The 12,279-nt window shown below is 71.1% G+C and carries 11 protein-coding genes, 1 tRNA gene and 1 other RNA gene; 8 read left to right on the top strand and 5 right to left on the bottom strand.

The window, feature by feature from the left end; all coding sequences use genetic code 11:
- The first annotated feature begins 68 nt into the window (after window positions 1-68).
- On the top strand, window positions 69-524 hold the full coding sequence (locus EV187_RS10515; RefSeq protein WP_130352984.1) for a peroxiredoxin: 456 nt from the start codon (window positions 69-71) through the stop codon (window positions 522-524).
- Between the two features lie 25 nt (window positions 525-549).
- On the opposite strand, the gene EV187_RS10510 is transcribed toward EV187_RS10515, so the two are convergent.
- Window positions 550-1,248: a hypothetical protein gene (locus EV187_RS10510; protein WP_130352983.1), complete on the bottom strand. Its 699-nt coding sequence runs from the start codon at window positions 1,246-1,248 to the stop codon at window positions 550-552.
- A 77-nt stretch (window positions 1,249-1,325) separates the two neighbouring features.
- On the opposite strand from EV187_RS10510, the gene EV187_RS10505 reads away from it, so the two are divergent.
- From EV187_RS10505 to rnpB, 4 genes are all read left to right on the top strand, one after another.
- A tRNA-Val gene (locus EV187_RS10505) sits at window positions 1,326-1,398 on the top strand.
- Between the two features lie 46 nt (window positions 1,399-1,444).
- Complete coding sequence (locus EV187_RS10500; protein WP_130352982.1) at window positions 1,445-2,263, top strand: Nif3-like dinuclear metal center hexameric protein; 819 nt, start codon at window positions 1,445-1,447, stop codon at window positions 2,261-2,263.
- 37 nt (window positions 2,264-2,300) lie between these two features.
- Window positions 2,301-3,038, top strand: a complete 738-nt coding sequence (locus EV187_RS10495) for a zinc ribbon domain-containing protein (protein ID WP_130352981.1) — start codon at window positions 2,301-2,303, stop codon at window positions 3,036-3,038.
- A 52-nt stretch (window positions 3,039-3,090) separates the two neighbouring features.
- Window positions 3,091-3,466, top strand: an RNA gene (rnpB, locus tag EV187_RS10490) — RNase P RNA component class A.
- Between the two features lie 3 nt (window positions 3,467-3,469).
- Here rnpB and ppgK read toward each other — a convergent pair.
- Entirely contained in the window at window positions 3,470-4,225 is a 756-nt protein-coding gene (ppgK, locus tag EV187_RS10485) for a polyphosphate--glucose phosphotransferase (RefSeq protein ID WP_130352980.1), read from the bottom strand.
- Window positions 4,226-4,259: 34 nt separating this feature from the next.
- Complete coding sequence (gene map, locus EV187_RS10480; RefSeq protein ID WP_130352979.1) at window positions 4,260-5,123, bottom strand: type I methionyl aminopeptidase; 864 nt, start codon at window positions 5,121-5,123, stop codon at window positions 4,260-4,262.
- 11 nt (window positions 5,124-5,134) lie between these two features.
- Here map and EV187_RS10475 point away from each other — a divergent pair, with 11 nt between their 5' ends.
- A complete protein-coding gene (locus EV187_RS10475) occupies window positions 5,135-5,320 on the top strand; it encodes an SPOR domain-containing protein (protein WP_130352978.1) in 186 nt (61 codons plus the stop codon).
- Between the two features lie 7 nt (window positions 5,321-5,327).
- Here the strand turns inward: EV187_RS10475 and panB are convergent, their stop codons facing one another.
- Window positions 5,328-6,227 (bottom strand): 3-methyl-2-oxobutanoate hydroxymethyltransferase, encoded by a 900-nt coding sequence (gene panB, locus EV187_RS10470; RefSeq protein ID WP_130352977.1) that lies wholly within the window; start codon window positions 6,225-6,227, stop codon window positions 5,328-5,330.
- Window positions 6,228-6,314: 87 nt separating this feature from the next.
- On the opposite strand from panB, the gene EV187_RS10465 reads away from it, so the two are divergent.
- Both EV187_RS10465 and EV187_RS10460 read left to right on the top strand, forming a co-directional pair.
- Window positions 6,315-7,652, top strand: a complete 1,338-nt coding sequence (locus tag EV187_RS10465; RefSeq protein WP_130352976.1) for a glutamine synthetase family protein — start codon at window positions 6,315-6,317, stop codon at window positions 7,650-7,652.
- 10 nt (window positions 7,653-7,662) lie between these two features.
- Entirely contained in the window at window positions 7,663-10,680 is a 3,018-nt protein-coding gene (locus EV187_RS10460; protein ID WP_130352975.1) for a bifunctional [glutamine synthetase] adenylyltransferase/[glutamine synthetase]-adenylyl-L-tyrosine phosphorylase, read from the top strand.
- Window positions 10,681-10,796: 116 nt separating this feature from the next.
- On the opposite strand, the gene glnA is transcribed toward EV187_RS10460, so the two are convergent.
- Window positions 10,797-12,221 carry a type I glutamate--ammonia ligase gene (gene glnA, locus EV187_RS10455; RefSeq protein WP_130352974.1) on the bottom strand — a complete coding sequence of 475 codons (1,425 nt, stop codon included), beginning with the start codon at window positions 12,219-12,221 and terminating at the stop codon, window positions 10,797-10,799.
- Window positions 12,222-12,279: the final 58 nt, after the last annotated feature.

The raw sequence follows: 12,279 nt of genomic DNA, 5'->3' as shown, positions 1-12,279 counted from the left end.
ATGCCTCCCACGTCGGGGCTAGGCTGGGCGCCGTCGATGCCGCACGAACACCCGGGAGCCGAACCACGATGATCCTCGAACCCGGCACCGCGGCGCCCGACTTCGCGCTCCCGAACCAGTTCGGCCGCACGGTGGCCCTCGGCGACTTCCGCGGCGTGTCGCCGCTGACGCTGGTCTTCTTCCCGCTCGCCTTCTCACGCACCTGCCAGGGCGAGCTCTGCGAGCTGCGCGACCACCTCGAGCTGTTCGCCGACGCCGGCTCCCGGCTCGTCGCGATCTCGGTCGACTCGAAGCACTCGCTCCGGGCGTGGGCGGAGGAGCAGGGGTACGACTTTCCGCTGCTGGCCGACTTCTGGCCACACGGCGAGGTGGCGCGTGCGTACGGCGCGTTCAACGAGGAGCGCGGCTACGCGAGCCGGGCGACGTTCGTGATCGACGTCGACGGCGTCATCCGCTCCAGCTTCGCGACCGCGCCGGGGGAGGCGCGCACGCTCGAGCAGTACCGCGCGGCCCTCGCGAGCTGACCGGATGCCGCGGCATCCGGCATCGCTAGTCGAGGATGCCGACCGAGCGCGCGATGACGAGCGCCAGGATGACGAACCCGCCGAAGGCCTGCAGGCCCATGAGGAGCTTCGTGCGCTGTCGCAGCGGCATCGCGTCGCTCGCGCTGAACGCCATCGAGTTCGAGAGCGACGTGTAGAAGTAGTCCATGAATCGCGGCGTCCAGTCCACCCGCGCTGCCGAGCCCTTCGCGACCTCGTCGATCGCGTCCCGGTCCTCGTCCTGCGAGAAGCGGAAGTCCGCCGCGGGCAGCTCGGTCCGCGCCCACGTCGTGCGCACGACCGGACCGCCGCGATCGATCTCCCAGTAGAGCAGCGCGAATCCGATGACGTTCGCGACCCAGACCTGCAGGGCGGCGAGCAGGAGTCCGGGGGCGTCGTGCCGGCCGCTGACGAGCTTGAACACGAGGATCACGAGCGTGACCTGGTTGGCCAGCACGAGCACCAGCGACAGGGCGACCGACAGCACCCTCGACCAGGTCGTCTGGCGGGTCAGCCGGTGCGGATTCACGACGGAGAGCGGGATGAGCAGCAGGACCCCGGCGGTCACCACGACGAATCGCTGGACGCCGACGAGCTCGTTCGGCAGGAACGCGTACAGCGCGAGCGCCACGAGCAGCGCGCCGACGGCGGGCCAGCGGTACTCGGGTTCGGCGGTGCGAGTCGCATGCTGCGTCACCGGCTCCATGCGCAGGAGTCTATGGACGCTCCGATATCATGGGCGTGCGCCGCGCGGGGCGGGCGTCCAACCCGCGCCGCGCGTGGGGGCCTTTAGCTCAGTTGGTAGAGCGCCACGTTTACACCGTGGATGTCGTCGGTTCGAGCCCGGCAGGGCCCACCCCTCCCGACCTCGGCGCGGTGCGCTGCGACGCTAGGCTGGGCGGGTGCCAGCCGTTCTCGCCGAGGTCATGACGACGATCGATCGACTCTGGCCGATCGAGGGCGCGGAGCCGTGGGATGCCCCCGGCCTCGTCGCCGGCGATCCGGCTGCCGAGGTGGAGCGCGTGCTCCTCGCCGTCGACGCCGTCGGCGCGACCGTCGACGAGGCGATCGGGCTCGACGCCGACCTGTTCATCGCGCACCATCCGCTGCTCCTGCGGGGCGTCACCAGCATCGCGGAGGACCGGTACAAGGGCGCGCTGCTGGCGCGGCTCATCCGTGCCGACTGCGCCCTGCTCGCCGCGCACACCAACGCCGACGTCGTCGAGCGCGGCACGTCGGCGGTCCTCGCCGCGCGACTCGGCCTCGTCGACCCGCGCCCGATCGTGCCGGGCGCCGACCCGGCCCTCGGCCTCGGCCGCGTCGGCCGACTGCCCGAGCCCACCACGCTCGGCCGGCTGGCGCGCCTGCTCGCCGACCTCCTGCCGCCCACCGCGACGGGGGTCCGCGCCGCCGGCGGATACGACGATGTCGTCGAGACGGTCGCCCTCTGCGGCGGTGCCGGCGACTCGCTGCTGGGCGACCCCGCCGTGCGGGCCGCCGACGTGTACATCACCGCCGACCTGCGGCACCACCCGGCATCCGAGGCCCGAGAGCAGGCGCTCGTGGGCGGGGGTCCCGCGCTCGTCGACGTGTCGCACTGGGCGAGCGAGTGGCTCTGGCTCGATGCCGCCGCCGCCGAGCTCCGCACCGCCCACGCTGAGCTCGACGTGCGCGTCAGCGAGCTCCGCACCGATCCATGGGACTTCCAGGTCGTGCAATGATGACCACTTCCACCCCGTCCCCCGCGAGGAGCACCACGTGAAGGCAAGCCCGTCCGAACAGCAGGAACTGCTGCGGCTCCAGTCCCTCGACACCCGCCTGCAGCAGCTCGCCCATCGCCTCGGGTCCCTGCCGCAGGCGGCACCGCTCGCCGAGCTCGCCACGCGCGACACGGCCGTGCGCGGCACTCGCGCGGAGGCGATCGGCGGCCTCGAGGACGCACGCGCCGAGCTGAAGCGCCTCGAGTCCGACGTCGCCGTGGTCGAGGCGCGCATCGCGCGCGACGGCGACCGCCTGCAGCACACCTCCTCGACCAAGGACGTCGCCGCACTCGAGGCGGAGCTGGCCTCCCTCGCGAAGCGCCTCTCCGACCTCGAGGACCAGGAGCTCGTCGTCATGGAGCGCGTCGAGGCGGCTGAGGCGGCGGTCGACGGCATCGACGCCGAGCGCGCGACGATCGCGGCCGAGGTCGCGACCCTCGAGTCCGAGCGCGATCAGGCTGCGGCCGGCCTCGCCACCGAGCGCGACGCGGCCGAGCGCGACCGTCGCGTCGTCGCAGGCGGCATCCCGGCAGACCTGCTCGCGCTCTACGAGCAGCGCCGGGTGCGCGGCGGGGGAGTCGGCGCCGCCCTGCTGAGCCATCGCACGTGCGGCGGATGCACGATCACGCTCACCGGATCCGCGTTCGAGAACGTGCGGCGCGCGGCATCCGACGACGTCCTCCTCTGTCCCGAGTGCGACCGCATCCTGGTGCGCACCGACGAGTCGGGGATCTGACCGCCGACGTGGAGGCGGGCCTCAGCTGCGGCCTGTAGCCTGAGAGGGCGAGCGGGTCGGCAAGACGGTCGCGTCATCCGAGTGATCGGATGCCGAGGAACGTCCGGGCTCCGCAGGGCAGGACGGTGGGTAACACCCACCCGGGGCAACCCGCGAGACAGTGCCACAGAAAGCAGACCGCCTCGGGCGAGAGTCCGGGGTAAGGGTGAAACGGTGGGGTAAGAGCCCACCAGCGGCCGCGGTGACGCGGTCGGCTCGGTAAACCTCGTCCGGAGCAAGGCCAGACAGGGAACGATGGGGCTGCCCGTCCCGTTCCCGGGTAGGCCGCTGGAGGGCTGCGGCAACGCAGCTCCGAGAGAGATGGCCGTCCAGCCGGTGTCGCGCAAGCGCCCGGTGAACAGAACCCGGCGTATCAGCCGGCCCGCTCGCCCCTACCTGATCGCCAGCGCCGCGGCGCCCAGGATGCCCGCGTTGTTGCGATGCACGGCCGGCACGATCGGGGTCTTCAGGTCGAGGAGCGGCAGGAACTCCTCGTGGTGCTTCGAGACGCCCCCGCCGACCACGAACAGGTCGGGGGAGAAGATGGACTCGACGTGGGCGTAGTAGCGCTGCAGGCGCTTCGCCCACTTCTCCCAGGTCAGCTCCTCGCGCTCCCTCGCCGAGTAGGCGGCGCGGCTCTCGGCGTCGTGGCCGTCGATCTCGAGGTGCCCCAGCTCGGAGTTCGGCACGAGCACGCCGTCGTAGATGAGCGCCGATCCGATGCCGGTGCCGAGCGTCGTCAGGATCACGAGGCCGTCGACGCCCGCCGCCGCGCCGAAGCGCGACTCGGCGTAGCCGGCGGCATCCGCGTCGTTGATGAAGTGGATGCGGCGGCCGAGCGCCTCCTCGAACAGCTCCTCGGCGGGCAGCCCGATCCACTCCTTCGAGATGTTCGCCGCCGACAGCGTGCGCCCGCGCTTCACGATCGCGGGGAAGCAGACGCCCAGCGGCAGCTTCTGCTCCCCGACCATGGCGTCGATCGTCGTGAGCAGCTCCTCGGTCGCGCGCAGGAGGTCGGCGGGCCTGCCGCCCTCGGGGGTGCGCACCTTGCATCGCTCCGTGACGAGCTCGCCGGTCGCGAGATCGATGACCGCCCCCTTGATGCCCGTGCCGCCGATGTCGATGCCGATCGCGTGCTCAGTCGCCATGGCGCCACACTATCGCGGGCCGCTCGGGAGACGCTCAGGGGAGGGTCAGGACCTCCGCGCCGCGCTCCGTGACGACGAGCGTGTGCTCGAACTGCGCGGTGAGCTCCCGGTCGCGCGTGACGACCGTCCAGTCGTCGTCCCAGACGTCCCACTCGATCGTACCGAGCGTGAGCATCGGCTCGATCGTGAAGACCATGCCGGGCTCCATGATCGTGTCGAACTCGGGTGCGTCGTAGTGGGGGATGACGAGGCCCGTGTGGAATGCGCGGCCGACCCCGTGGCCGGTGTAGTCGCGCACCACCCCGTAGCCGAAGCGCCTCGCGTACGCCTCGATCGCGCGGCCGATGACGTTCACCTGCCGACCGGGTGCGACGGCGCGGATGCCGCGGGCGAGCGCCTCGCCGGTGCGCTCGACGAGCAGGACGGCCTCCTCGCTCGCGGCGCCGACGAGGAAGGTCCGGTTGAGGTCGCCGTGGTACCCGTCGAGGTACGCGGTGACGTCGAGGTTCACGAGGTCGCCGTCGTCGAGCACGGTGTCGTCGGGGATGCCGTGGCAGATCACCTCGTTGACCGACGTGCACGAGGACTTCGGGTAGCCGCGGTAGCCGAGCGTCGAGGGGTACGCGCCGTGCGCGACGACGAACTCGTGCGCGATGCGGTCGAGCTCGTCGGTGGTGACCCCCGGACGGATGGCGGATGCCGCGGCCTCGATCGCCCGCGCCGCGATGCGCCCGGCGGCGCGGATGCGCTCCACCTCGTCGGGGGTGTAGGTGTCGCCGGCGCGGTTCTCGGCGGGCGCAGGGCGCCCGACGTACTCGGGACGGGCGATGGATGCGGGGACGGCGCGGGTCGGCGACAGGCGTCCGGGGATCAGATGGCCGGCGGCATCCTTGGGCATAGGATCAGCCTATGGCCGAGGATGTGGAGCACCAGTTCTGGTACAACATGCACACCGGTGAGGTGGAGCAGGGATTCGTGTCGCCGTCGGTCGATCGGGTCGGCCCGTTCGAGACGCGCGCCGAGGCCGAGCGGGCGCTCGAGATCCTGCGCGCGAACAGCGCGAAGTGGGCCGAGGAGGAAGCCGCCGAGGACTGAGCGTCCGCTACTCGTAGCTGTGCTCGGCGTTCGGGTAGCTGCCCGACTCGACGTCCTCGCGCCACTCCCTCGCCGCCTGGCTGAGGATCCCCGCGAGGTCGGCGTACTGCTTCACGAACTTCGGCACGCGCCCGATCGTGAGTCCGGCCCAGTCGGTCCACACGAGCAGCTGGCCGTCGGTGTGCGGCCCCGCGCCCACGCTGATGGTCGGGATCTCGAGGAGCTCGGTGACCTGCCTCGCGGCATCCGCCGGCACCATCTCGAGCACCACCGCGAACGCGCCGGCCTCCTGCACGGATCGCGCATCGGCGAGGAGTTGCTTGACGCCCTCGCCGCGACCCTGGATGACGTGTCCGCCGAGCCCGTGCTCGCTCTGGGGGGTGTAGCCGATGTGCGCCATGACCGGGATGCCCGCGCCGACGATGCGCCGGATCTGCTTGTGGCTGCGTTCGCCGCCCTCGAGCTTCACCGCGTGCGCGCCCGTCTCCTTCATGAATCGCACGGCGGTGTGCAGTGCCTCCTCGGGCCCGTTCTCGTACGACCCGAACGGCATGTCCGCCACGACGAACGCCCGCTTCACCGCACCCGCCACGGCCCGCGTGAGCGGGATCAGGTCGTCGACCTTCACCGGCAGCGTGGTCTCGTAGCCGAACACGTTGTTGCCGGCCGAATCGCCCACGAGCAGGAAGTCGATGCCGGCCTCGTCGAAGATGCGCGCCGTCAGCATGTCGTAGCTCGTGAGGCCGGTGATCTTGATGCCCTCGCGCTTGGCATTCTGGAAGTGGCGGGTGCGTACGCGCTTCGGTCCGCCGGATGCCGCCGCGCCGCCGTAGGGGTTCGTCTCCGCGGTGGCCGAGGCCGCGTTCGAGGTCTCGGAAGCTGCGTCGTTCACGGGCTGCTCTGACATGCCGCCAGTCTGGCACACGCGGCATCCGGGCTCGGCGCTCCGCCGGTCGCCGAGCCGCTACCCTGAGAGGTGCGAGAGAGGGTGTGGATGGATAAGCAGCGCGACTTCGTTCTCCGGACCATCGAGGAGCGAGGAGTCAAGTTCGTCAGGCTCTGGTTCACCGACGTCGTCGGCACCCTGAAGTCGGTGGCGATCGCCCCGGCCGAGGTCGAGGGGGCGTTCACCGAGGGGATCGGGTTCGACGGGTCCGCGATCGAGGGGTTGAGCCGCTCCTTCGAATCCGACCTGCTCGCGTACCCCGACCCCACCACGTTCCAGACGCTCCCGTGGCGCGGCGACATCGACCCGACGGCGCACATGTTCTGCGACATCACGACGCCCGACGGGGAGCCCGCCGTCGCGGATCCGCGCAACGTGCTCAAGCGCACGCTCGCACGGGCTGCGGATCGCGGCTTCACGTTCTACACGCACCCCGAGATCGAGTTCTACCTGCTGCGCTCGTCGAAGTACGGCGAGGAGGGGCCGCTGCCGGTGGACTCCGCCGGCTACTTCGACAACGTGCCCGGCGGCACGGCGCACGATTTCCGCCGCCGCAGCGTGCGAATGCTCGAGGACCTCGGGATCTCGGTGGAGTTCAGCCACCACGAGGCGGGGCCCGGCCAGAACGAGATCGACCTGCGCTACGCCGACGCCCTCACCACGGCCGACAACATCATGACGTTCCGCACCGTGATCAAGGAGGTGGCGATCGAGCAGGGTGTGTACGCGACCTTCATGCCGAAGCCGTTCTCGCAGTATCCCGGCAGCGGCATGCACACCCACCTCTCGCTGTTCGAGGGGGATGCGAACGCCTTCTACGAGGCGGGCTCGCAGTACCAGCTCTCGAAGATCGGCCGCCAGTTCATCGCCGGACTGCTCCGGCACGCCAACGAGATCTCGGCGGTCACCAACCAGTTCGTCAACTCGTACAAGCGGCTCTGGGGCGGCGACGAGGCCCCCAGCTTCATCTGCTGGGGCCACAACAACCGTTCCGCGCTCGTGCGGGTGCCCCTCTACAAGCCGAACAAGGGGCAGAGCGCGCGCGTCGAGTACCGCGCCATCGACTCGGCCGCCAACCCGTACCTCGCCTTCTCACTGCTGCTCGCTGCCGGCATGAAGGGCATCGAGGAGGGATACGAGCTGCCGCCCGAGGCGGAGGACGACGTCTGGGCCCTGACCGACAGCGAACGCCGCGCGCTCGGCTACCACCCGTTGCCGGCGAGCCTCGACCACGCCATCGAGTACATGGAGGAATCCGAGCTCGTCGCCGAGACGCTCGGCGAGCAGGTGTTCAACTTCGTGCTCGCGAACAAGCGCTCCGAGTGGCGCGACTACCGCTCGCAGGTGACGCCCTTCGAGCTGCAGCGCAACCTCGAGATCCTCTGACCCGCTCCGGATGTCACGCCAGGCGCAGACCCTCGGACGACTCGCACGGGCGGGGTTCGACGACCTCGCCGCCGCCGCCGCGGGGCTCGAGGCCCTTGCGGAGGCGACCGGCGTCGACGAGGAGCGCCTGCTCACGGCCTACTCGCACGCCGGCGATCCCGACGAGGCGCTCGTCGCGACCCGCCGCCTCCAGGAGCGCGCTCCGCACGAGGTCGCGGCGGTGCTCGGCCACGACGCGTCGGCTGAGCGGATGGCGCTGCTGCTCGGCGCGTCGCGGGGGTTCGCCGACTTCCTGATGCGGCATCCGCGGGAGGTCGCCGTGCTGCAGGAGGTGCCGATGCCCCCGCTCGGCACCGAGGACGCACGCACCGTGATGCTGGCGGCGCTCGACGAGGTGGACGTGCCCGCCGTGCGCTACCTCGAGGCGGCGGCATCCGCCATCCGGGTGCGCTATCGCCGGCTCCTCGCCGGCGTCGCGGTGTACGACCTGACCCGGCCCGACGCGATCGACGCCGTCGACTCCGTCGCCGCGGGACTGGCCGACCTCGCCGGCGCGACGCTCGACACCGCGATCGAGACGGCGCGCCGCGCCACCGCCCGCGCGGAGGGCGACCCGGCCGTCCCCGGCCGGTATCCCGCGGACGAGGTCGCGGCGACGCGCCTCGCGGTCATCGGCATGGGCAAGGCGGGCGCACGAGAGCTCAACTACGTGAGCGACGTCGACGTGATCTTCGTCGCCGAGTCGGCCGACGAGGAGCACGTCACCACCCCGCGCTCGCTCGACATCGCGACCAGGCTCGCGATGGTCGCGATGCGGGTGATCTCGGAGCCCGGCATCGAACCGCCCCTGTGGGAGGTCGACCCGAACCTGCGGCCCGAGGGCAAGGACGGCGCCCTCGTGCGCACGCTCGAGTCGCACCTCCAGTACTACGACCGCTGGGCGAAGAGCTGGGAGTTCCAGGCGCTGCTGAAGGCGCGCCCGCTCGCGGGCGACCGCGAGCTCGGCGATCGGTACGCCGCGGGCGTGGCGCCCAAGGTGTGGGCCAGCTCGGGCCGAGACGGCTTCGTCGAGTCGGTGCAGCGCATGCGCGAACGGGTCACCGAGCACATCCCCGCCGCCGAGGTCGAGGTGCAGGTGAAGCTCGGCCCCGGCGGACTGCGCGACATCGAGTTCACCGTGCAGCTGCTGCAACTGGTGCACGGCGCCACAGATGCCGCGATCCGCCAGCCGGGCACGCTGCCCGCGTTGTCCGCCCTCGCCGAGCACGGCTACGTCGGACGCGAGGAGGCGGCGGAGTTCGCCCGCGACTACCGGATCCTGCGCGTGCTGGAGCATCGCCTCCAGCTGGAACGCCTCCGCCGCACGCACCTCATGCCGCGCGGCGACGCGGAGCTCCGCACGCTCGCTCGCTCCTCAGGCCTGGCGCGCGACGCCGCGGGCCTCGCCTCGCTGTGGCAGACCACGCGCCAGCGCGTGCGGGGCCTGCACGAGCGCCTGTTCTACCGGCCGCTCCTGTCGGCCGTCGCGGCCCTGCCCTCCAGCGGGCTCGAGCTCACGAGCGAGCAGGCCGAGGCCCGTCTCGCGGCGATCGGCTTCCGCGACCCCACGGGTGCGTTGTCGCACATCGGCGCGCTGACCGCGGGAGTCTCGCGTCGAGCCACCATCCAGCGGCACCTCATGCCCGTGCTCATCTCGTGGTTCGCCGACGGCGCCGATCCCGACTACGGGCTGCTCTCGTTCCGCCGGCTGAGCGACACGCTCGGCACGACGCACTGGTACCTTCGGCTGCTGCGGGACTCGTCGGATGCCGCGCTGCGCCTCACCCGCGTGCTCTCGGGTTCGCGGTTCGCCGGCGAGCTGCTGGAGCGCACCCCGGAGGCGGTGGCCTGGCTCGAGGACCTCGACGAGCTGCGGCCGCGGTCGCTCGCCGCGCTCGACGACGAGAAGCGGGCGGTGCTCGGCCGACACGGCGACGCGGACGCGGCCGCGAAGGTCTTCCGAGCCATCCGTCGCCGCGAGGTGCTCCGGCTCGCCCTGTCGGCGATCCTCGACGTCTGCACCGTCGAGGAACTGGGCCACGGGCTCTCCGACGTGACGCAGAGCCACATCTCCGCGCTCGTCACCGCGATCCGCGGCGGCGAGCCCGACGGCATCGAGTTCGCGGTCATCGGCATGGGCCGGTTCGGCGGGCGCGAGCTCGGCATCGGCTCGGACGCCGACATCGTCTACGTCTTCCGTCCGCTGGACGCCGAGTCGGGCGCGGCGCAGAACCGGGCGCTGCGCATCGTGTCGGAGCTCGTCCGGCTCAGCGAGGACGCACGACTGCCGTTCGAGCTCGACGCCGACCTGCGCCCCGAGGGACGCAACGGCGTCGTCGCCCGATCACTCGACGCCTATCGGGCGTACTACGCGCGCTGGTCGCTCACGTGGGAGGCGCAGGCGCTGCTGCGCGCCCGCGGCGTCGCGGGCGACGACGCCCTCACCCACGACTTCATCGAGCTCGCCGACACCGTGCGGTATCCGCGCGAGATCTCCGAGCAGGACATCCGCGAGGTCAAGCGCATCAAGGCGCGCGTCGAGAACGAGCGGCTGCCGCAGGGGGCCGACCCGACCCGGCACCTCAAGCTGGGCCGCGGGTCCCTCTCCGACGTGGAGTGGTTCGTGCAGCTGGTGCAGCTCGAGCACGGTGCCGAGGAGCCGTCACTGCGCACGCCGTCGACGCTCGACGCGCTCGCGGCGGCCGTCGAGCACGACCTGATCGCGGCCGACGACGCGCGCACGCTCCGTGCCGCGTGGGTGTTCGCGTCGCGAGCACGATCGGCGCTCACCCTGTGGCTCGACCGCACCACCGACGTGCTGCCGGTCGAGCGCTCCCAGCTCGAGGGCGTGGCCCGGATCATGGGGTACCCGCCGGGCTCGGCGACCCGCCTCGAGCACGAGTACCTCCAGGTCACGCGCCGCGCCCGCGCGGTGTTCGAGCGCGGCTTCTACGGCGTGGGGCCGCGCCGGGAGCCCACCACGGGCTGAGCGCCGGTCGGATCGTCGGCCGGACGGGTTCGGGCCCGGTGGCGCACCGTCACCCACGCGGACGGGCCCGCACCGCCGAGGCGATGCGGGCCCGTCCGGGACTGCAGGGGGTGGGGTCAGACGCCGAAGTACAGTTCGTACTCGAAGGGGTGCGGGCGCTGGGCGAGCGGCTTGAGCTCCTTCTCGCGCTTGTAGTCGATCCAGGTCTCGATGAGCTCCTTGGTGAACACGCCGCCCTCGACGAGGAAGTCGTGGTCGGCCTCGAGCGCGTCGAGCACGGCGTCGAGCGAGCCCGGCACCTGGGGGATCGACTTGGCCTCCTCGGGCGGGAGCTCGTAGAGGTCCTTGTCGACCGGCTCGTGCGGCTCGATGCGGTTCTTGATGCCGTCGAGGCCGGCCATGAGCTGCGCGGCGAACGCGAGGTACGGGTTGCCCGAGGCATCCGGCGCGCGGAACTCGATGCGCTTGGCCTTGGGGTTCGTGCCCGTGATCGGGATGCGGATGGCGGCCGAGCGGTTGCCCGCCGAGTAGACCAGGTTGACCGGCGCCTCGAAGCCGGGCACGAGGCGGTGGTAGGAGTTCACGGTCGGGTTCGTGAACGCCAGCAGCGCCGGCGCGTGCCGCAGGATGCCGCCGATGTACCAGCGCGCGAGGTCGGAGAGACCGCCGTAGCCCGCCTCGTCGTAGAAGAGCGGCTTGCCCTCGTTCCACAGCGACTGGTGGGTGTGCATGCCCGAGCCGTTGTCGCCGAAGAGCGGCTTGGGCATGAACGTGGCGGTCTTGCCCCACTGGTCGGCGGTGTTCTTGACGATGTACTTGAACTTCAGGATGTCGTCGGCCGCGTGCACCATGGTGTCGAAGCGGTAGTTGATCTCGGCCTGGCCGCCGGTGCCGACCTCGTGGTGGGCACGCTCGAGGATGAGGCCGGCGTCGATGAGCTTCAGCGAGATGTCGTCGCGCAGGTCGGCCTGCTTGTCGACGGGCGAGACCGGGAAGTACCCGCCCTTGTACGGCGTCTTGTTGCCGAGGTTGCCGCCCTCCTCGGTGCGGCCCGAGTTCCACGCGCCCTCCTCGGAGTCGACCGAGTAGAAGCTCGAGTTCTGCTTCACCTCGTAGCGCACGTCGTCGAAGATGTAGAACTCCGCCTCGGGGGCGAAGTAGGCGGTGTCGGCGATGCCGGTCGACGCGAGGTACTTCTCGGCCTTCTTCGCGACCTGGCGCGGGTCCTTCGCGTAGATCTCGCCGTTGCGCGGGTTGTAGATGTCGAAAACCATGACGAGCGTGCGCTCGGCGCGGAAGGGGTCGACGTATGCCGTGGAGACATCCGGGATCAGCTGCATGTCGGACTCGTGGATCGACGCGAAGCCGCGGATCGACGAACCGTCGAACAGCTGGCCGACCGTGAAGAACTCCTCGTCGACGGTCGACGCCGGGATGTTGAAGTGCTGCTGCACACCCGGGAGGTCGGTGAAGCGGATGTCGAGGAACTTGACATCCGTCTCCTTGATGAACTTGAGCACTTCAGACGAATCACTGAACATGTGACGGAATCTCCAAGAGGGGCGGGTGGGGCGGACGGACGTGCACAGCCGTAAGTGA

The organism is Agromyces ramosus, assembly GCF_004216665.1.
Lineage (GTDB): Bacteria > Actinomycetota > Actinomycetes > Actinomycetales > Microbacteriaceae > Agromyces > Agromyces ramosus.
Note: the sequence above shows the minus strand (reverse complement) of the source record. Positions and strands in the feature narration are given on the sequence as shown.